The 15,768-nt window shown below is 61.5% G+C and carries 29 protein-coding genes and 1 tRNA gene; 11 read left to right on the top strand and 19 right to left on the bottom strand.

The window, feature by feature from the left end:
- Positions 1–31: 31 nt before the first annotated feature.
- The 16 genes from CE453_RS25465 to CE453_RS25395 form a co-directional block, all read right to left on the bottom strand.
- A complete protein-coding gene (locus CE453_RS25465) occupies positions 32–211 on the bottom strand; it encodes a hypothetical protein (RefSeq protein WP_089177128.1) in 180 nt (59 codons plus the stop codon).
- The gene (locus CE453_RS25460) at positions 208–1,818 is read right to left on the bottom strand and encodes a DEAD/DEAH box helicase (protein WP_089177127.1); all 1,611 of its coding nucleotides are present in this window, start codon (positions 1,816–1,818) and stop codon (positions 208–210) included. Before CE453_RS25460 ends, CE453_RS25465 begins: the two co-directional genes overlap by 4 nt.
- Positions 1,812–2,360, bottom strand: coding sequence for a helix-turn-helix domain-containing protein (locus CE453_RS25455; RefSeq protein WP_089177126.1), 549 nt, complete (start codon positions 2,358–2,360; stop codon positions 1,812–1,814). Before CE453_RS25455 ends, CE453_RS25460 begins: the two co-directional genes overlap by 7 nt.
- Positions 2,327–2,653 (bottom strand): hypothetical protein, encoded by a 327-nt coding sequence (locus CE453_RS25450; RefSeq protein ID WP_089177125.1) that lies wholly within the window; start codon positions 2,651–2,653, stop codon positions 2,327–2,329. The genes CE453_RS25455 and CE453_RS25450 overlap by 34 nt, the downstream gene beginning before the upstream one ends.
- Positions 2,646–2,888, bottom strand: coding sequence for a hypothetical protein (locus CE453_RS25445; RefSeq protein WP_089177124.1), 243 nt, complete (start codon positions 2,886–2,888; stop codon positions 2,646–2,648). The genes CE453_RS25450 and CE453_RS25445 overlap by 8 nt, the downstream gene beginning before the upstream one ends.
- Positions 2,889–2,953: 65 nt before the next feature.
- Positions 2,954–3,142: a hypothetical protein gene (locus CE453_RS25440; protein WP_089177123.1), complete on the bottom strand. Its 189-nt coding sequence runs from the start codon at positions 3,140–3,142 to the stop codon at positions 2,954–2,956.
- The gene (locus CE453_RS25435; protein ID WP_089177122.1) at positions 3,139–3,477 is read right to left on the bottom strand and encodes a TSCPD domain-containing protein; all 339 of its coding nucleotides are present in this window, start codon (positions 3,475–3,477) and stop codon (positions 3,139–3,141) included. Before CE453_RS25435 ends, CE453_RS25440 begins: the two co-directional genes overlap by 4 nt.
- Entirely contained in the window at positions 3,474–4,376 is a 903-nt protein-coding gene (locus CE453_RS25430; RefSeq protein ID WP_089177121.1) for a DNA-methyltransferase, read from the bottom strand. Before CE453_RS25430 ends, CE453_RS25435 begins: the two co-directional genes overlap by 4 nt.
- Positions 4,373–5,770: a helicase-related protein gene (locus tag CE453_RS25425; RefSeq protein WP_089177120.1), complete on the bottom strand. Its 1,398-nt coding sequence runs from the start codon at positions 5,768–5,770 to the stop codon at positions 4,373–4,375. The genes CE453_RS25430 and CE453_RS25425 overlap by 4 nt, the downstream gene beginning before the upstream one ends.
- Positions 5,770–6,714: a hypothetical protein gene (locus CE453_RS25420; protein ID WP_089177119.1), complete on the bottom strand. Its 945-nt coding sequence runs from the start codon at positions 6,712–6,714 to the stop codon at positions 5,770–5,772. Before CE453_RS25420 ends, CE453_RS25425 begins: the two co-directional genes overlap by 1 nt.
- A complete protein-coding gene (locus tag CE453_RS28800; protein ID WP_157733184.1) occupies positions 6,707–6,931 on the bottom strand; it encodes a hypothetical protein in 225 nt (74 codons plus the stop codon). Before CE453_RS28800 ends, CE453_RS25420 begins: the two co-directional genes overlap by 8 nt.
- 88 nt (positions 6,932–7,019) lie before the next feature.
- Positions 7,020–7,538: a DUF669 domain-containing protein gene (locus tag CE453_RS25415; RefSeq protein WP_089177118.1), complete on the bottom strand. Its 519-nt coding sequence runs from the start codon at positions 7,536–7,538 to the stop codon at positions 7,020–7,022.
- 3 nt (positions 7,539–7,541) lie between these two features.
- Entirely contained in the window at positions 7,542–8,351 is an 810-nt protein-coding gene (locus CE453_RS25410) for an ATP-binding protein (RefSeq protein WP_089177117.1), read from the bottom strand.
- Positions 8,352–8,438: 87 nt separating this feature from the next.
- Positions 8,439–8,897 carry a VRR-NUC domain-containing protein gene (locus tag CE453_RS25405; protein ID WP_089177116.1) on the bottom strand — a complete coding sequence of 153 codons (459 nt, stop codon included), beginning with the start codon at positions 8,895–8,897 and terminating at the stop codon, positions 8,439–8,441.
- On the bottom strand, positions 8,894–9,319 hold the full coding sequence (locus CE453_RS25400; RefSeq protein ID WP_089177115.1) for a hypothetical protein: 426 nt from the start codon (positions 9,317–9,319) through the stop codon (positions 8,894–8,896). The genes CE453_RS25405 and CE453_RS25400 overlap by 4 nt, the downstream gene beginning before the upstream one ends.
- A gap of 42 nt (positions 9,320–9,361) precedes the next feature.
- Positions 9,362–9,772 carry a hypothetical protein gene (locus tag CE453_RS25395; protein ID WP_157733183.1) on the bottom strand — a complete coding sequence of 137 codons (411 nt, stop codon included), beginning with the start codon at positions 9,770–9,772 and terminating at the stop codon, positions 9,362–9,364.
- A 53-nt stretch (positions 9,773–9,825) separates the two neighbouring features.
- Between CE453_RS25395 and CE453_RS28795 the strand changes: the two genes are divergently transcribed.
- Positions 9,826–10,017, top strand: coding sequence for a hypothetical protein (locus tag CE453_RS28795; protein WP_157733182.1), 192 nt, complete (start codon positions 9,826–9,828; stop codon positions 10,015–10,017).
- 203 nt (positions 10,018–10,220) lie between these two features.
- Here the strand turns inward: CE453_RS28795 and CE453_RS29665 are convergent, their stop codons facing one another.
- Positions 10,221–10,397, bottom strand: coding sequence for a helix-turn-helix domain-containing protein (locus CE453_RS29665; protein ID WP_089178144.1), 177 nt, complete (start codon positions 10,395–10,397; stop codon positions 10,221–10,223).
- Between CE453_RS29665 and CE453_RS25385 the strand changes: the two genes are divergently transcribed.
- From CE453_RS25385 to CE453_RS25360, 9 genes are all read left to right on the top strand, one after another.
- Entirely contained in the window at positions 10,378–11,193 is an 816-nt protein-coding gene (locus tag CE453_RS25385; protein ID WP_089177113.1) for an XRE family transcriptional regulator, read from the top strand. The two genes, CE453_RS29665 and CE453_RS25385, sit on opposite strands and share 20 nt — an antisense overlap.
- A gap of 396 nt (positions 11,194–11,589) precedes the next feature.
- On the top strand, positions 11,590–11,955 hold the full coding sequence (locus CE453_RS25380; protein WP_089177112.1) for a hypothetical protein: 366 nt from the start codon (positions 11,590–11,592) through the stop codon (positions 11,953–11,955).
- The gene (locus CE453_RS25375) at positions 11,955–12,182 is read left to right on the top strand and encodes a hypothetical protein (protein ID WP_089177111.1); all 228 of its coding nucleotides are present in this window, start codon (positions 11,955–11,957) and stop codon (positions 12,180–12,182) included. The genes CE453_RS25380 and CE453_RS25375 overlap by 1 nt, the downstream gene beginning before the upstream one ends.
- A complete protein-coding gene (locus tag CE453_RS28790; RefSeq protein WP_157733181.1) occupies positions 12,179–12,343 on the top strand; it encodes a hypothetical protein in 165 nt (54 codons plus the stop codon). The genes CE453_RS25375 and CE453_RS28790 overlap by 4 nt, the downstream gene beginning before the upstream one ends.
- A 3-nt stretch (positions 12,344–12,346) precedes the next feature.
- On the top strand, positions 12,347–12,625 hold the full coding sequence (locus CE453_RS28785; protein ID WP_157733180.1) for a hypothetical protein: 279 nt from the start codon (positions 12,347–12,349) through the stop codon (positions 12,623–12,625).
- On the top strand, positions 12,622–12,774 hold the full coding sequence (locus CE453_RS28780; RefSeq protein WP_157733179.1) for a hypothetical protein: 153 nt from the start codon (positions 12,622–12,624) through the stop codon (positions 12,772–12,774). The genes CE453_RS28785 and CE453_RS28780 overlap by 4 nt, the downstream gene beginning before the upstream one ends.
- Positions 12,774–13,067, top strand: a complete 294-nt coding sequence (locus CE453_RS25370; RefSeq protein ID WP_089177110.1) for a hypothetical protein — start codon at positions 12,774–12,776, stop codon at positions 13,065–13,067. Before CE453_RS28780 ends, CE453_RS25370 begins: the two co-directional genes overlap by 1 nt.
- A complete protein-coding gene (locus tag CE453_RS25365; protein WP_089177109.1) occupies positions 13,064–13,495 on the top strand; it encodes a hypothetical protein in 432 nt (143 codons plus the stop codon). Before CE453_RS25370 ends, CE453_RS25365 begins: the two co-directional genes overlap by 4 nt.
- 11 nt (positions 13,496–13,506) lie before the next feature.
- Positions 13,507–13,692 (top strand): helix-turn-helix transcriptional regulator, encoded by a 186-nt coding sequence (locus CE453_RS25360; protein WP_248307883.1) that lies wholly within the window; start codon positions 13,507–13,509, stop codon positions 13,690–13,692.
- Here the strand turns inward: CE453_RS25360 and CE453_RS25355 are convergent.
- Positions 13,689–14,918 (bottom strand): tyrosine-type recombinase/integrase, encoded by a 1,230-nt coding sequence (locus CE453_RS25355; RefSeq protein WP_089177107.1) that lies wholly within the window; start codon positions 14,916–14,918, stop codon positions 13,689–13,691. The two genes, CE453_RS25360 and CE453_RS25355, sit on opposite strands and share 4 nt — an antisense overlap.
- Positions 14,919–15,089: 171 nt before the next feature.
- Positions 15,090–15,179 (bottom strand) — tRNA-Ser (locus CE453_RS25350).
- Between the two features lie 283 nt (positions 15,180–15,462).
- Between CE453_RS25350 and CE453_RS25345 the strand changes: the two genes are divergently transcribed.
- Positions 15,463–15,747 carry a PetM family of cytochrome b6f complex subunit 7 gene (locus CE453_RS25345; protein ID WP_248307882.1) on the top strand — a complete coding sequence of 95 codons (285 nt, stop codon included), beginning with the start codon at positions 15,463–15,465 and terminating at the stop codon, positions 15,745–15,747.
- The last annotated feature ends 21 nt before the right edge of the window (positions 15,748–15,768 follow it).

Genomic DNA, 15,768 nt, shown 5'->3' with positions numbered 1-15,768 from the left:
GCCCGCTTGAGATCGGGAGACATCTCGCCGCTCACGCTCCCACCCCCTTCATCTCAGCCCGCATTTCCGCCCGCTGCCGAACCCGCACGCGGCGCCAGAACTTGCGCTTGATCTTTCGGAGTTCGCCGGGCGCCCAGCGAAGCAGGTGCCGGCTGTAGCGGCTGAAGGCGTCCCATTCGGGCGCGGTCAGCCTGGACCTGGTTCCCATCATTCCGCAGCCTCCAAAGCCAGAGCCCGAACGCCGACGACCTCGAAATACTGGCCCGACGGACGCACCTGGATTTCAGCGGCCGGCATGATCTCTGACTGCCTCTCCAAGGCTTCCGAGACAGTCTTCGGGCACGTCCCGAGCCCCATGCGGCGCCACCAGCTTTCCGCCTTCTGGCGCGCAAAGCCGTCGTGCTCGAAGCACACCCACTGGCGGTAGACGGTCAGGCCAGCCGTGTATTCGACACGCATGCTGGTCGGGCTTCCTACCTTGGCGTGACGGAAGAAGCGGGTCTCCGACACCTCCAGCCAATTCGAAACCGCGCCTGTCGACATGATGGGCCGATCGGCATCGGCCCGCGCGTCGTGCTTCGGCGTTTCGTCCCGCGGCCACTCATGGCCGCAGTGCTGGCAAACGCGCGTGTTGAGCGCGACGAGCTCCTTGCAGCCGGGGCATTCTTTGGCCTTGGGGCGGTCTTCTGATGGGGCGTCACCCTTGCCTCCAGAACCCTTCGGCGTGACATCATCCACTGGCCCGTGACGCTTCACGTTGCCGGCGAAGTCCAAAATCAGCGCGTCGGTCTTTCCGGGCGCCAACCGGAACGCCCTGCCGACCTGCTGGATATACAGTCCAGCCGACTGCGTCGGGCGCAAGAGGGCCACCAGATCGACAGCCGGTACATTGAAGCCGATCGACAGGACGTTGGCGTTGGTCAGGCATCTGATCCGACCTTCCTTGAACTGCCGGATGATCCGATCGCGCTCACCGTTCGGCGTCTCGCCGGTCACGGTCTCGCAGGTAATGCCGCGCGACCGGATTTCGTCGCGGACGTGCATGGCGTGGTCGACGCCCGTACAGAAGCAAAGCCAACTCTTCCTACTGGCCCCAAATGCCGTGATCTCATCCACCGCGGCGCGCGTGATCCAGTCTTTATCGACAGCCGCCTCGAGGGCGCCGGCCACATACTCACCGCCGCGCTTGGCGACGCCAGAGACATCGAGCGCCGTGGCGGTCGCCTTGGACGTTAGGGGCGATAGGAACCCGGCCTCGATCAGGTCAGGGACGGCGGCCTCGTAGACGATGTCGTCAAAGAGCCGGTCCTTACCGCGGTCCAGCCGGCCAGAATCAAGTCTGTACGGTGTGGCTGTAGCGCCGAGAACCCGCATATCCGGCACGATCTCGCGCATGCTGGCGAAGAACTTGCCGTAGGACGTGTCGGCCGAGCGCGAGATCAGATGCGCCTCGTCGACAATGATGAGGTCGAAGGCGCCGATCTGCTTGACCTTGTTCCAGACGGATTGGATGCCGCAGAACAGGATTTTGGATCTTGTGTCTCTTCTTCCTATGCCGGCCGAGTTGATGCCGGCTGGCGCTTGCGGCCAAAGCTTCATCAGCTCCTGGAAGTTCTGGCTGATCAGCTCTTTGGAGTGCGTCACGACGCAGATGCGCAGTGACGGCCACTGCTCGAGCATTTCGCGGATGATCGTCGCGATGACGAGCGACTTGCCGCCACCCGTCGGGATGACGATCAGGCCGTTTCCGCCACCCTTCTGCCAATAGGCATAGAGAGCGTCTATGGAATCGCGCTGGTATGGCCGGAGGGTTAGCATTTATCACCGCCCTTCCTGGTCCGGTTGCGCGGAAGCCCTCCCAGATTGCGCAGGTTGGAGCCCGTCGCGTCATTGTGGACGCGGATGGCATAGATGACCGACGTGTGGTCCTTGCTCATCAGCCGGGCGATATCCGACAGCGTCAGGCTGGTTTCCTGAGCAATGGCGACGATCGCCTCACGCCGCGCTCTCGACATGCTGCCGTACATGCCTGTGCCGATGAGATCGGCAGCACGCTCGCCATGTTCTTTGGCGACGGCATCGATCAGCGCACGGGCATAGGCGCGCTGGTTATTGATCTTCGCCTTGGCCCTTTCCCGGTTGGCATGCCTGATTGTGGCTTCGATCTCCGCTGCGGTGGGTTTGACCGGCTCGGGTTCTGGCTCGGGTTCTGGTTTCGGGGGCTGAGGCAGAACGACGAGAGTGGGCTTGCGCGGGTTCAGTCGGGCGCGCACGGCAGCATAATGCGCCGTGAGGGCTGCGGGGTCGGTGAAGGTGCGGACGGGGATCATTTGTCCCTCCGCAGAAGCGAGCCCCGCCATTGGCTGGTGTGTTCCAGATAAGTGACGATGCACTCCAGATGCGGGCACCAGACCGCTAGGAAATCGCCGCCTTCACCGTCAATCAGATGCAGTTCGCGGTTGGCCCCGCCGTAGCCGAGAATGGTCGTCTCGAAATTCCAGACGGCGTCCTCGTGGGCATCGACCTGCGCATCGGTAAGAGCCCATCCACAGCGCTCAGCGGCACGCTGCAATGCGTGTCGACGAGCGTTCATGTAGTGCAGGTCGTCGTATTGCTCCGGCGGCTGCAGATTAAAGGCGGAGAGATCAGCCATTGGCCGGCCCTCCGAAGATGGCGGCGAAGTCAGCGGCGAAGCGGGAGGGCTTGGGTTCAATCTCACGCCAATGCGTCGGAGCTCCGTCAGGGTCTTCCTCTGTCCATGTCGTCAAGATCTCGTTGGTGATCTGACTATGCATGGCCCAGATCCCCTTTTCCGGCTGGACGAGATGATTGGACGCGAAGCGATTCCACCGCATCGGATAGATCTCCTGCGGCTTGCCGTTATCCATCCACGTCAATTCTATCTCGCGCCCACAGCGGGGAGCGGTCGAGATGGGCTGCCAGGGGTTGGTCATCAGAACACCCCCAGCCAGACGCCGACGCCGTGAACGACGCCGACAGGCACGACGACGCATCCGAACAGGAGCAATATCCACGATCCGGTTTTGATGCAGACGATGACGTGCGTGATCCATGCGGCAGCGCAGAAAAGCGTGCTGCCAATCCATGCGAGAATCCCGATAAGGATAAGAAGCCCCTTCACGCCACGGCCTCCTTCATCTGCGAGATTTCCTGAATGACGGCATCCAGCACGGCGCCAGCCGCGCCTTGGGCCGTACCGTCTTCCTCGCGCGGCATGGCTCCAGCCAGTTCCTCCAAAGAGGCGCCGTGCTGCAGGGCGATGGAGATGAGCGTTGCGACCTCGAGCCCCGAGGTGTGCATCGCGGTCGTGAGCTTGTTGCAGGAGATGAAGACCTCCCGCACGAAGCCTTGGTGGAAGCCGATCGAAACGGCGTAGGAGACCGCGCTGAAATGGCCGGGATGGTCGACTTGGATGCCGAGGCTGGGGCGGCGGCTGGGGAGGCGTTGGCGGGTCATGCGGCCACCATGCGCGACACGAGATCACCCGTAGTTCCGGTGTCCTCGGCTAGCAGCAAATTGCGGACGGCCTGCTTAAAGTACGCCGGCTTCAACTCTGTGCCGGCGAATTTGCGGCCGTGTTTGATCGAAATGAACCCTTCGGACCCGATGCCCATGAATGGCGAGTAGACCAGGTCGTCGCGGTTACTCCACAGGTGGACCGCCCGCTCGATCACGTCGAGTTGCAACGGGCACAGGTGGCGCTCATCCTTGTCGTCACGGGCAACCGTAACGTTCAGAACGTTCGTCTGGTCGACCGTCATCCAGACTGGTGATGCCGCCTCTTGCCACCATGACACAGGATAGACGCCGGGATCGTGCCGGACGGGCTCTGGCGTCTTTCCGTCGCTCTCCTTGCGGAAGACGAGCAGATAGTCAGGCATACCGACACGGACGCGACTGCCGTCGGTGCGGAGCGTCTTGTAAAGAAGCCCGTGAGCCTTGGTTCGCGTCATCTCCACGACCGGACATTTCCAGATCGTGACGCGAGAGTGGTAGGTCCAGCCCTCTTGCTCATGCACCTGGCGGATAAGAGCTGGCAGATCGAAGAGACCGATTACGCCGTCCCGCGACTTGCTTAATGGCAGGTCCGAGCAATGGACGGCGCTGATACGACCTGGCTTCGTCGCCCGGAGTAAATCCCGGACGAGGAAGCGATAGCGCTCGGCGAACTCGTCATGATCCGCGACATTCCCCATATCGCGCTCGCTCTCGCTGTAGACATAGAGCTGTGAGAACGGGGGCGAATAGACTGAAAGGCCGATGCTGTCGGCCGGCATCGTCGCGGTGAACTCAACCGTATCGCAATTATAGGCGGCGAAACGGCTTCCGATGTGCTGGTCCAAGACTTCGGTCATGACACCATCCATGCCGGCAGCGAGGCCAGCTTTTGCGGTTGATAGGAATGGAGGCGGACGTCGGCGCGGTGCGCGCGGGCCATGGCCGCGGTCATTTCCCGTTTCATGGCGTCGTGATCGCCAGCCTTGCGGGAAACGACGTCCCAGATCGCGGCCTCGGTATCGGCAAACACGACATGGCAGTCGACTGGTCGGGTCTGCCGGAATCGCCAATGGCGACGAACCGCCTGATAGAACGCCTCATAAGAGAAGCTCATGCCGGCGAAGACCGTGCGTGCGCAGTGCTGCCAGTTCAGACCGAACCCGGCGATGCTCGCTTTCGTGACAAGGACGCGCAGATCGCCATTTGAGAACGCGGTTAGGCGATCTTCCTTCTGGTCTGGCGTCATCGACCCGCGAACTTCCACGGCCTCGGGAATCGCGGCAATGATGGCGTCGGCGTCGTAGTCGGTCTCGACCCAGACGGTGACAGGCTCATTCGCCTCTGCCGCCACGATCGATGCCACCATCTCGGCGCGAGCCTGGCACGTCAGTCGCTTCTCGGTGTGGACTGAGGTCGCCGACAAGTCGGGCATGCGAAACAGATGGGCCTGGCCGTCCTTATCTTCGCCGCGCCCTGCCAACCGATCGGCGGCAACGAGATGTCGATGCATCCGCAGCTCTGGCATCTCGAACCCGTCATCGGAGAAGCCGAGATCCGAAGGCCGAGAGACGCATCGCGACCACGACGCAACCCAGTCCCAAAACGGGCGCACGGCATGGCCCTTGAGGCGCCAGGTGCCGGTATCCATGCTGTCATGGATAAACCAGCGCATCAGCATTTGATCGCGGGTCATGACCCCAAGGAAGTCGGCATGCGTGCCGAGCTCTGCATGATCGTTCGGCGCCGGCGTAGCGGTGCAGGCGAGCCGGTAGGGCGTGCGCTTGAATATCTCGATCAGACGCTTGGTCGTCTGCCCCGAAAAGCTTTTGAGGATCGAGCTTTCGTCCAAGATGACGCCTGCAAACTCGGACGAGTCCAACAAGTGCAGGCGCTCGTAATTGGTGATGACGATCCGCGGGGATTGAGGCCCGCCATCACGCGAAACCACTGCGTCGATCCCGATCTCATTGGCCTCGGCCTTGTGCTGGCGGGTGACGCCGAGCGGGGCGAGCATCAGAACGGGGCGGTTCGCGCGAGCGACAACCTCCTGGCCCCACGCCAGGGCAGCTCGCGTCTTGCCGAGTCCGGTGTCGAGGAACATCGCCGATGATCCGGCGCGCAAGGCGAACTCGACCGCGGCGCGCTGATGGGGAAAAAGCGACGGTGGCAGGTCAAACTCGCCCTTGAACCCAACCGGGACAAAGGCTCCATGCGACGCTGCAATAATATCGCGATATTGATCCAGAGCCATCACCGCCCCTCCCCATCGCGAAACTCGGAGCCGTCAGCGAGGCGGTAGACGACGACCTCTGTGTCGGTGACGTCGACTTGTTCGCCTGGCACGGTTTCAGGAATGAATCGATGGGTGGGACAGGCCGCTTTCTGCTCCTTCTGCGTCAGGAGCTTTTCCCAACGCGCGCAGTGCCATTTGCCGGAATTGGCTGGCGTAGAATGCAAGCAACTCCGACAGGTAGTCCTCGCAAACTCGCCCTCGTGGCAGACCGCACGATGCCGGCACCAGCCACAGGCAAAAGCCGCTTTGCTGGTCGGGTCGTCATGCAGACGCGGCGGCGGGCGATCCGAGCCGATGATGCGCTCAGCCCGTGCGACCTGCGCCATGGCATAAGCGGGGTCGTAGGCGATGCGCTCGGAATGGAGCTCGTCGGTGTTTTTGTTGTGCGCCAGGTAGAAGGCGCGCGCGATGCCGCTGAAGTGCATATAGAGCTGCACCTGAGCGTAGTGGCCCGGCTTCGATTCCTTCACGCCATTCTTGACCAGATCCTTGAACGACTTCTCGGAATGGGTCTTGAACTCAAGGACATGCTCGGCCTTCGGAGCATCGGGAATGCCCGAGCCGCGTCCGTCCATATGGCCGCGGAAATGGCCGTCGATGGCCTCCAGCGCCCATTGCTTGCCGGTTGAGGGGTCGACTTCCTCGACGTGGATACCGGCCATGCGGAGATCGTCCAGCATCCGCGCTTCTTCGCGGTGGCCGGTCTCGAACAGGCGCAGCTTGCGACCGTCGAATTCTTCCGGGGGGGATGTCCAGCGGAAGGAATACCAAAGCGCGCGATCGCAAGGCTCGCCCATGGTGGACATGCCGAGATAGCCGCGCTCGTAGCGATCAGCCTTGGCCTCGTAGGCTTTGTGGATGGCCTCGACGGTGTGCGGGAGAGGAGATGGAAGCTCAGCCATGGATAAGCACCCATTCGGCCAGCTTTGCGAGAACAGCCCTCAGATCTTCAGACACGTCGAGGGCTTCGATCGCCTTAGTAAGCCGGTCGCGTCGGATGACGGCGCGCGCTTCGCCCAAGCCGATCTCAAGCTCGCGATGCATCCGACGAACGTCGTCTGACGTGATCGTCAAGATCGCTGCTACGTCAGACTTTGGGGTATAGGATTCCTGTGCCATGAACGGTGCTCCCGCTGGCTTGCAAAAGTCGGTGGTGAGGTGGGCGGGCCGTCGGCTTCCTAGGGCGTGTGCGGCCCGCCCGGCTTGCCTATCGGCGCCAGGGGGCGTTGCCGCCCGCAGCCGGGCGCGAGGCTTGGGCGGCCGCCGCAGGAGCCACACGAGCGGGTGCCGGAGCCTGACGCGGAGCGCCGCCACCAGACATCGGCTTGTAGCGCTTGATGCCGTTGGAGGCCTCGTAGTTCCCCTTGGCCGGGTTGATCTTCACGGTGCCGATGAAGGGCTTGAAGTGAAGCTCCTCGGAATCACGAAGCCCCTGCACGCCGGTCGCCAGGCAGAGGTCAGCCAGAGCGCGCTGCGCGATGGACTGCGCTTGTGGGTTGGAATGGCGGATGTTGAGCCAGTCCCAGATCTTCCGGTTGGCGAACGGGCCGTCGATGATCTCGATTGTGAGGTTGAGCCCGCAGTCGCCATTGTCCTTCGGCTTGAGCTCGCTCTCGATGATCTGCATCACATAGTCGCCAGCAGGCAATAGGTCGAAGGAGCGCTCATCCTCCGGCACACTGGTCGGATCGAAATCGGAGCCAAAAACGTCAGCAAGATCAGCCATGGGTCACGCAGCTTTCTCGACCGGAGCGGTCGTCTGGACATTGGGGAAGTTGGCGGAGAGCGCAGCGAAGCCTTTGCCGCGCTCGTAGAGGATCTTGTCGGCAATGCCGTAACGGTTCTTCGACACGAAGGACGGGCGCGGGGTCGTGTAAATCCAGCGATTGCCGCCACCGTCAGCGCGCGACCGCGTGCCGGCGCCCTGCTTGGCCTTCGGGTCGTCGACCTTGATCGTGACGTCTTGGTTCAGGAAGAAGATCGCGTCGACCTCATCCTGGAACAGCGCCACGGCGCGCTTCTGCAGCCGAATGTCATAGCGGCTGTACGCGACCGTCATCGGGTCGTTGACCGTCTCAATCGAAGAGTGCGCGATGAACACGACGTGCATGCCGCGGTCGCGCCGCAGGGCGTTCGCTCCGTCGATCAGGTCGCGCCAGTGTGCTTCGGCCGCAAGGTAGCCCTTGCCGTAACCGGGCGCCTCGATATTGGCCCAGTTGTTGACCTCGCACGTCTTTGCCCAGACCAGCGGCTCCATCTTGTCGAGGCTGTCGAAGGCGACCGTCCCGAAATCGTGCGGGTCGTTGTAGAGCGAATACATCGCCTCCATGATGCCGTCGAAGTTGCCGAGGTCTTCACGCGAGAACCGCGGCGGCGGGTTCTCCATGTCGATCGGAAAGCCGTCTTCCGTCTGGATGAAGACAGGGTTCGGCCATTCAGCGGCAAGCGTCGTCTTGCCCAGGCCGGGCGGTCCATAAAGCAGCGTGCGAGTCGGGAGATCCGACTTGCCGCGCCGCAGGTCTTTCAGTGAGATTGCCATTTGCTCAGCTTCTCCTTTTTGGCTGCGCGCTCCTTGAAGGTCCGGGACGGACCGGGGCGGAGTCGGTGAGCAGCCGATGCCGACGTTCTATGTCAGCGCCCGGTCCGTCTCGGTGAGGGATTGGGGAGGAGCATGGGCTGACCCAGCCCCTCCCGCGCGCATTCCGACATCGCTGGCGGCGTCGGAAACGGAATTGGTCAGGCGCACCCGCAGGACGCCGATGGAATTGAGAACGGCGATAGCCTCATCGAAGCCGGTCGCGCAGTAGTAAGAGCAGTCCGAACGCTGGGAGGCTTCCATGAAGCGCTCCTGGTCAGAGGACATGCGTCCGTCGCCCTCTTTGATCTCGACGAAATCAACCTTCGGGCCGGGCTGGATAAAAATGAGATCGGCGACGCCGGGCAGCACGCCCATACACTTCATCAACCGGGCCGTGCGCTTGTCGCGCTTGCCGCCATTGGGCGTATGCCAGAACAGCACGTTGGGTCGCAGGTACTGCTTGATGATCGCGACGAGCTGTATCTGCAGGGCGTCCTCTGCCGTCACGGATGCATCTCCTCGAGCACGCTTGGCTTCGTCGGAATGAGCCCGCGCCGGATCATCGACTCGTGATGCTCGCGCCAGCGGCGCGCGCCGGGGCTTTCCGTGCGGGAGCGAGCCGGTGTGACAATGCGAAAGCGACGGACTTCGGTCTCTGGCTGCGTCAGAAGAATGCGCAGCGTCGGAAGCGTGATCGGAGACGGAACGCGCTCGATCCTTTGAATGAAGGGTTCGGGCTTGTGCTTGATTTCATGCCCCTTGCTGGGAGCGCCTTCGGCATGAAACTGCTTGCGCTCGCGTGCCTTGCGTTCACGGCTGAGCTTCAGTTGGCGCTGGTATGCATCCCTGTCGATCGCACACCGCACCGTGGTCTTGCCCTTGCCGAGTGCCTTGGCGATCTCGTTGACCGATTTGCCGCGCTTGGCCATGCGGCGTGCTTTTGCGTGCCATTCGGGGGGTGTGGTCATTGATCAGCCCTCGCCAGCAACAGCGCGCCGAATGAGGCGAGCCGTGTTCCTGAGGCGATCAATCGATTCCCGATGAAAATCAGGATCGATCGCTTCCAGCGCTTCAGCATCGGCTTCGAGCCGGGTGGCGTATTCGAGTGTCCCATTGGTAGCCTTCTTGCGGGCGGCGGTTTCGGCGGCATGTCGGAGCGCGTCCATCTCGTCCGCTCGGATGGATTTGGCTTCGCCATAGAGGAAGGCTTTGACGCGGCGTTCGGACAGGCCGAGGCGGCGAGCAACCCGAGGGATCGCATTCTTGAGGTAGTCGCCGCGCTGTTGCGGACCGACTAGTGCGGACACATGGCCTCGCGCTTCAAGCAACACGCTGGCAGTCATGTGGTGTACCCTCTTGTAGGCATTGGAGAAAGTTTCCACGGCGTTGGAATCCTTGTGTGGTTCAGTAATTGAACCAACAGGGGTTCTTGACCATGAAGCGACTGGATTCGATCGTTGCCGAGTTGCTGGCAGGCGTGAAGCAACGAGCCGAATTGGAGAAGAATGGTATTGTTGTTGCCAATGACAACGAACCTGCGCAGCAGCGGTTTAACCGCATCGTGCGCGAGCTTAAACTTGAGGCACAGCCTCGAAACCGCCGTCGCAAGCGTCAGAGGAGACATTAAAGCCACCCAAATGCTTGCAACCATGACTTGGCCGCCGACAGAGCGGCCAAAGTCGTTATTGCGGTACAGAAAAGGCTGTCTGGTTTCATTTCAGCCCCAGCAGTGCCAAGACCAGAAAAGCCGGAAATGCGAATGTCGAGAGCGCGAGAATTGAGGCCGCACATAAGACAATACAGGTGAGAAAATTGATCGGGAGGCGCATGTCAGGCTGCCTTTCCATCGGACAATTCGCGGAGAAGCTTCGCGACCGGCCCTTTTGGTCTCTGTCCGTTTTCCATTCGAGACACGCTCGAGCGGTCGAGACCGAGAAATTTGGCGAGATCGTCCTGCGTCCAGCGAAGGCGTTCCCGCAGGGCTCTGATGTCGATCGGTGCGTCCATGCCATTATATGTGCATTATGCACGCACTCATGTCAAGTCGAATTGCACGGATGATTCGGTGCATTCTGCACAAATGTCAGATGAGCGCCCCGAACAAGCGGTCCGGCTTCAAAAAGCCCGTGAGGCGCGCGGCTTTTCCAGCGCGCGTGAGGCTGCTCTGCGCCTGGGCTTCAACTATGAAACATACAGCCAGCACGAACGAGGGCTTCGCGGCCTCTCGCGGGCGGCCGCCGATTACGCGAAGGCATTTAAGGTCTCTATCGGCTGGTTGCTCAATGGCGAAGGTGCCGGGCCAGGGGAAGATTCCCTCATCAAAATATCGGAACCTGAGCCCAACGCTGTAATTGAGGATGGCCCCGTCTACCTGCCATCAGCGGCAGGGCCTCGGGATATTGAAGAGCTTGGCGCCGCAATGGCTGGCGACGGCAAAGACGAGAGCGCTTTCGAGTTCAACGGGCAGGTTGTCGATCTTGTAAAGCGACCTCCAGGGTTGCTGCACAGGAAGGATGTGTTTGCTCTGCGCGTCTCGAATGTTAGCATGTATCCGAAATACGAAGATGGAGAGCGGCTATATATCGAGAAGCGTAAGCCTGCCATCGGTGAATATGTCGTCGTCGAGCTACACCCGAAGGAAGAGGGCCGCCCCGGCAAGGCCTATATCAAGAAACTATTGGCCGCGAATGCCTCAAAAATCACGGTCGAACAATTCAATCCGCATGGCGTGCTGAATTTCTCGCGCGATGAGGTGAGGCAGCTCCTACGGGTTATCCCCCAGAACGAATTGCTGGGCTTCTAGCCACGCAAGACCGGAACCAGCTCTAGGCCATCCTTGGCTTCGCAGACCGAGCATTTGAGCTTCGGACGGAGCTGGTGTGTTGTCACGATCCCTTTTTGCACAAGCCCTGCCAGATCGGCGCGGGATAGCGTCTTGCCATGCCCGCAAGCGCACCGGACCAGAAGTGCTGGGATCGTGTGAAAATGCGGAGAAGGCGCCGCCCCTGACCAACTCATACTCATAGCCAGCCCTGCCTTAGTTCTTGATATGTTCTTAATCAAGCAGACCCCGCATTAAGAGTCGAGTCGAATCACTGCCGGTTCACGTCAGTAAAAATAAGTGCGCAGTGCACGCACTTTGCTGTTGACTTATCCGTGCGTTTCGCACATCTTCTCCTCACCCCAGAGGAGAGACCCCATGTACGCGGTCACCTACCAAGCCGAAGAGCTCAACCTTTTCCCTACCACGAAGCACGCGCAGATCCATTTCAACGGTGATCTGGATTTGGATGCCAAGCCGGACGGCTCGTGGACGATCGATACGATCTGGGTCGACATCGCGACGCCAGGCCCGAAGTTCAGCATCAAGCATACGCTGACCAGGCTTGCCGGTGACCACCCGCTTTATGCGCTGATCGTTGCCGCCGCAGAGGCGCACGACAAGGCCACACAGGCCATTTCCGACCATGTCAGGGAAGAGCTCGATGGTGCTGACCGCGCCGCCTATGCTGACGCGCGCTATCAGCTCGGCAAGGACATCGCGCGCGGACTGGAGGTGCGGTGATGGGTGCGCAAACCACCCGCGAGCGCCAGGAGCGCTTCGCCAAGGACTTCGACGGCGTTCATTGCCTCGACTGGTCAGCCGCACTGGACCGGATTCTCGCCCGTCGCGGACTCTCGTTCTTCACTGACGAGCAGGTCGAAGAGATCGTCTCCGCCATGGTCGAGCGCGCCCGCTTTTCGCAGCGTCTGCGCGTCCGCAACCGGCAAGCCATCAGGAGCGCAGCATGACCACCGTCATCGCCTTCCCGCATGCTCCCCAGCCTGCGGTCTACCTCCCCACCCCCGAAGCGTGGCCCCGAGACGATATCGGGACGACGGCGCTCAAGCTGGTGGCGACGCTTTTCTTCTTCGCCGGTATCGGCGGTTTTCTATCGATATGGGGAGGCTGAGCTATGGCTTTCTATGTTGGGCAGAAGGTTGAGTGTCTGACGATCGGCCCGCTTAAGACTGGATTGCCCGCGCTGTCCTTGAAGGCCGGACACATTTACACGGTGGCTCGATATAGCCGAGCCCCTGATGGCCATATGGCGGTGTGGCTCGTGGAAGCGACAGCGGTCTATCCAGAATACGGGTATTTGTCCGAGCGCTTCCGCCCCGTCATCGAGCGCAAGACCGACATCTCGATCTTCAAGGCGATGCTGAACCCCTCCAAGCAGGAGGTCTCGGCATGAACTGGCATGAACCCCTTCTCACCCCAGCCCAAGGCGCGATCACCTTCATTGTCTGCTTGGCTGTCTATGTGCTGGTCAGGATTGGCGTGTGGTTCTTCAGGGAGCCCGAGCCCGAGATGCATGAGCATGTGAACGGAGATGGGCTCTGATGGCTGATTTTCTGACCAATCTCCGCTTGGGTGCATCAAAGTGGTTGCTCATGGCCGCGGCAGTCGTGGCCCCGCGTTACATGCGCATTATCATCGCGCATTCGATGAAGGGCTTTCTCGGGATTGCTGGTGAAATCCAGAACGGTCTGGATGGCGGCGTGATGATTACGCCGTGGTTCACCAGCGATGACGGTGCCGAACTGGCGAGTGTTCAGGCGATTGCGTGCCGTCAAGAAGCAGCACGTGTGCGCAAGTGGCATACCGGGAAGCCCAAAGCAGGAGACGGTCCATGACCCTCTCCGCATTGATCGCCCGCGTGGAGGAGGGGACGGCGTCTAGCGCAGAACTGGACGGCGCTATCTTTGATGCGCTTTCGGGGCCCGGTGTCGGCAGCGCTCGGGAAGCGGCTATTGACCGCCGCGAGCGGCCGAATTGGCTACCCCGCTACACCACCAGCCTCGATTCCGTCCTCTCTCTGATCGAGCAGAAGCTGCCGGGGTGGAGTTGGTCGGTTCATCGCGACCAGGCTGAGGAGGAGGGCCGCCAGCATTGGGCAACTGTCGCTGAGCCATGGGCGCACGGCAGGGTCATTGAGACGGCTTTCCTGACAAGCCCAGCCCGCGCGCTGCTCTGTGCCTGTCTTCATGCTCTGGAGGACGGCAAAGCCGATCTCGCGGATGCCACAAATGGAGATCGGCCAGCCCCCAAGGCTTCACCATGAGGGGGGCTGTTGTGTCGGACCGTCTTCTAGCGTTGCCCGAGGTCAAGAAAAAGACCTCGCTGGGCACCACATGGATCTACGAGCTGATCAAGCTCGGCAAGTTTCCGAAGGGGATCAAGCTCTCTGACCGCTGCGTACGGTGGCGGGAATCCGAGATTGATGCGTGGATCGCCACGCTTGACGCGAAAGCGTCCTAACGGGCCGGCAGCAAGTTCGCCGCCGGCTGTAGACCATGACAAATCAGATCGGCCCATAACTGCGCCAGCTCGGCTCGGCGCCCTAGATGGAGAGCGCGGTTATAGGCCGCTTCCACTTCATCCTTGGCCTTATGGGCAAGCATCAAGTCGATGATGTGCCGATCGCCCGGGTAGAGTTCATTCATCACCGTCGAGAAGGTCGAGCGCCACCCATGGGCAACATGCTCATCCTGAAAACCCGCCTTGGTCAGCATGAGGCGCATCGCGCCCTCTGTCATGGGTCGATGGGCGTTTCGGTAGTTCGGGAAGACGTAAGGGCCAAGACCGGACATCGTGCGGGCTGCTTCGATGACCTCTTTGGCTTGGCGAGTGAGCGGCACGACATGATCGCGCTGCCCTGCCTGCTTGATGTGCTTGGCGAGTTTCATACGGGCGGCCGGGATAACCCAGGTGTCCGCCCCGGGCGGCAGCTCGGACCACGGCAGATTGAGAATGACGCCCGGGCGAACCACGGTCAGCGCCAGCAGTCGGTGCGCAAGTTTCGTCAGCGGGTGCGCCGGCATGGCCTCGCACTTCGGCATGATCTTGCGGGCTTCCAACAAATCCGTGATAGCCGGCTGGCGTCCACGGACAACCGGGGCCATGGCGCCAGCCACCGTATCGGCCGGGTTCCTGTCAGCCATGCCCGCGGCAATCGCGAAGGAAAAGACATTCGAGATGCGCTGGCGAACACGCCGCGCCGTCTCGTTGGCGCCCCGGGCTTCGATGTCTCGCAGAACGGCAAGCACGTCCGCCACCGTCACGTCGCGAACCGGGTACGCGCCTATGGCCGGGAAGGCATCGCGCACGAGCGATTCGAGGATGTCGGCCTGGTGCACCTCGGTCCAACGCGATTTGTTGACCGTGTGCCATTCCCGGGCAACAACCTCGAATGTCTCGGTGGCCTGCTGGGCGGAGAGGATGCGGCGCTGCTTTTTGGCGATGCTCGGGTCTCTGCCCTCACGAAGCACGCCTTTAGCTTCGTCCCGGGCCTTGCGGGCATCGGCCAGACCCATGACCGGGTATTGCCCGAGGGTCAAAAGCTTTTCCTTGCCGCCGAACTCGTAGCGGTAGCGCCACGATTTTCCGCCCGCGGTGCTGACGAAAAGGTGCAATCCGCCCCCATCCGTGATCTTGTACGGCTTGTCAGCGGGCTTCGCTTTTCGGAACTCAGCTTCGGAAGCCATCGAGAATTCCCGGTCGATACCCGGTTTTTCTGTTGCGCTACCCGGGTCTGTACCCGTATAATTCACTGGATTGCAGCGGCGTCAAGCGAAAGCAGGCGAAGCCAAACCGCGCGAAAGCCAGCCTTTTCAAGCCTATCTCTGACATGGAGCGAATGATGGCGAAAAGTGCAGTGGCGGACAGGGCGGGATTCGAACCCGCGATACGGTTTCCCGTATACACACTTTCCAGGCGTGCGCCTTCAACCACTCGGCCACCTGTCCGGCGCGCTGCTTATGACTGCGAGGGGCCGATCTTTCAAGGGCCGAGATGCAGGGTTTTCACAATCCCCTGTCTTTAAGACGAGGACCGAAGGCCAATCGGGCCGTCTCTTGCCGCCGATCGCCGAAATCACCCGAGCTGGGTTGCGATCCGCGGCCCATGCGCGCACATCTCTTGCGCGGTAGCGCGGTAGGTTGAGGGCGAGGCAACCGCGGGCGCTGACGCATGCGACGGCCGAAAGGAGACATGGTGCGGTTTCTGGTCAGATCTGTCGGATACATCCTCGTGGCCGCGGGCTTCGTCACCCTGGTGATCGACGGCGCGCGATCGATTGCCAATGCCCTGCTGCGCTTTACCACGATAGGAGACGTGCTGGCGGCGGTGATGCACGAGCATTATCGCGCGCTTGGTCCGATGATCGAGCACAACCTCCATCCCCTTTTGTGGGATCCGACCCTGCTGTCCTTCATGCAGGCGCCCGCTGCGCTTGTGGCGCTGGGGCTCGGTTTCATCCTGCTCTGGCTTGGGCGCGCGCCGGAGCCGCAGATCGGCATCGTCACGCGGCGGTGATCGTCGTTGCGAGGCGGCTGT

It is taken from the genome of Bosea sp. AS-1 (assembly GCF_002220095.1).
In the GTDB taxonomy this organism is placed as follows: domain Bacteria; phylum Pseudomonadota; class Alphaproteobacteria; order Rhizobiales; family Beijerinckiaceae; genus Allobosea.
This window is presented reverse-complemented; position numbering and strand designations above follow the sequence as displayed.

What these genes read in the sequence shown, in the direction of transcription:
- CE453_RS25465 (WP_089177128.1), bottom strand. Translation starts at nt 211, where the DNA reads ATGATGGGAACCAGGTCCAGGCTGACCGCGCCCGAATGGGACGCCTTC.
- CE453_RS25460 (WP_089177127.1), bottom strand. Translation starts at nt 1,818, where the DNA reads ATGCTAACCCTCCGGCCATACCAGCGCGATTCCATAGACGCTCTCTAT.
- CE453_RS25455 (WP_089177126.1), bottom strand. Translation starts at nt 2,360, where the DNA reads ATGGCGGGGCTCGCTTCTGCGGAGGGACAAATGATCCCCGTCCGCACC.
- CE453_RS25450 (WP_089177125.1), bottom strand. Translation starts at nt 2,653, where the DNA reads ATGGCTGATCTCTCCGCCTTTAATCTGCAGCCGCCGGAGCAATACGAC.
- CE453_RS25445 (WP_089177124.1), bottom strand. Translation starts at nt 2,888, where the DNA reads ATGGATAACGGCAAGCCGCAGGAGATCTATCCGATGCGGTGGAATCGC.
- CE453_RS25435 (WP_089177122.1), bottom strand. Translation starts at nt 3,477, where the DNA reads ATGACCCGCCAACGCCTCCCCAGCCGCCGCCCCAGCCTCGGCATCCAA.
- CE453_RS25430 (WP_089177121.1), bottom strand. Translation starts at nt 4,376, where the DNA reads ATGACCGAAGTCTTGGACCAGCACATCGGAAGCCGTTTCGCCGCCTAT.
- CE453_RS25425 (WP_089177120.1), bottom strand. Translation starts at nt 5,770, where the DNA reads ATGGCTCTGGATCAATATCGCGATATTATTGCAGCGTCGCATGGAGCC.
- CE453_RS25420 (WP_089177119.1), bottom strand. Translation starts at nt 6,714, where the DNA reads ATGGCTGAGCTTCCATCTCCTCTCCCGCACACCGTCGAGGCCATCCAC.
- CE453_RS28800 (WP_157733184.1), bottom strand. Translation starts at nt 6,931, where the DNA reads ATGGCACAGGAATCCTATACCCCAAAGTCTGACGTAGCAGCGATCTTG.
- CE453_RS25415 (WP_089177118.1), bottom strand. Translation starts at nt 7,538, where the DNA reads ATGGCTGATCTTGCTGACGTTTTTGGCTCCGATTTCGATCCGACCAGT.
- CE453_RS25410 (WP_089177117.1), bottom strand. Translation starts at nt 8,351, where the DNA reads ATGGCAATCTCACTGAAAGACCTGCGGCGCGGCAAGTCGGATCTCCCG.
- CE453_RS25400 (WP_089177115.1), bottom strand. Translation starts at nt 9,319, where the DNA reads ATGGCCAAGCGCGGCAAATCGGTCAACGAGATCGCCAAGGCACTCGGC.
- CE453_RS28795 (WP_157733182.1), top strand. Translation starts at nt 9,826, where the DNA reads ATGAAGCGACTGGATTCGATCGTTGCCGAGTTGCTGGCAGGCGTGAAG.
- CE453_RS25385 (WP_089177113.1), top strand. Translation starts at nt 10,378, where the DNA reads ATGTCGATCGGTGCGTCCATGCCATTATATGTGCATTATGCACGCACT.
- CE453_RS29665 (WP_089178144.1), bottom strand. Translation starts at nt 10,397, where the DNA reads ATGGACGCACCGATCGACATCAGAGCCCTGCGGGAACGCCTTCGCTGG.
- CE453_RS25380 (WP_089177112.1), top strand. Translation starts at nt 11,590, where the DNA reads ATGTACGCGGTCACCTACCAAGCCGAAGAGCTCAACCTTTTCCCTACC.
- CE453_RS25375 (WP_089177111.1), top strand. Translation starts at nt 11,955, where the DNA reads ATGGGTGCGCAAACCACCCGCGAGCGCCAGGAGCGCTTCGCCAAGGAC.
- CE453_RS28790 (WP_157733181.1), top strand. Translation starts at nt 12,179, where the DNA reads ATGACCACCGTCATCGCCTTCCCGCATGCTCCCCAGCCTGCGGTCTAC.
- CE453_RS28785 (WP_157733180.1), top strand. Translation starts at nt 12,347, where the DNA reads ATGGCTTTCTATGTTGGGCAGAAGGTTGAGTGTCTGACGATCGGCCCG.
- CE453_RS28780 (WP_157733179.1), top strand. Translation starts at nt 12,622, where the DNA reads ATGAACTGGCATGAACCCCTTCTCACCCCAGCCCAAGGCGCGATCACC.
- CE453_RS25370 (WP_089177110.1), top strand. Translation starts at nt 12,774, where the DNA reads ATGGCTGATTTTCTGACCAATCTCCGCTTGGGTGCATCAAAGTGGTTG.
- CE453_RS25365 (WP_089177109.1), top strand. Translation starts at nt 13,064, where the DNA reads ATGACCCTCTCCGCATTGATCGCCCGCGTGGAGGAGGGGACGGCGTCT.
- CE453_RS25355 (WP_089177107.1), bottom strand. Translation starts at nt 14,918, where the DNA reads ATGGCTTCCGAAGCTGAGTTCCGAAAAGCGAAGCCCGCTGACAAGCCG.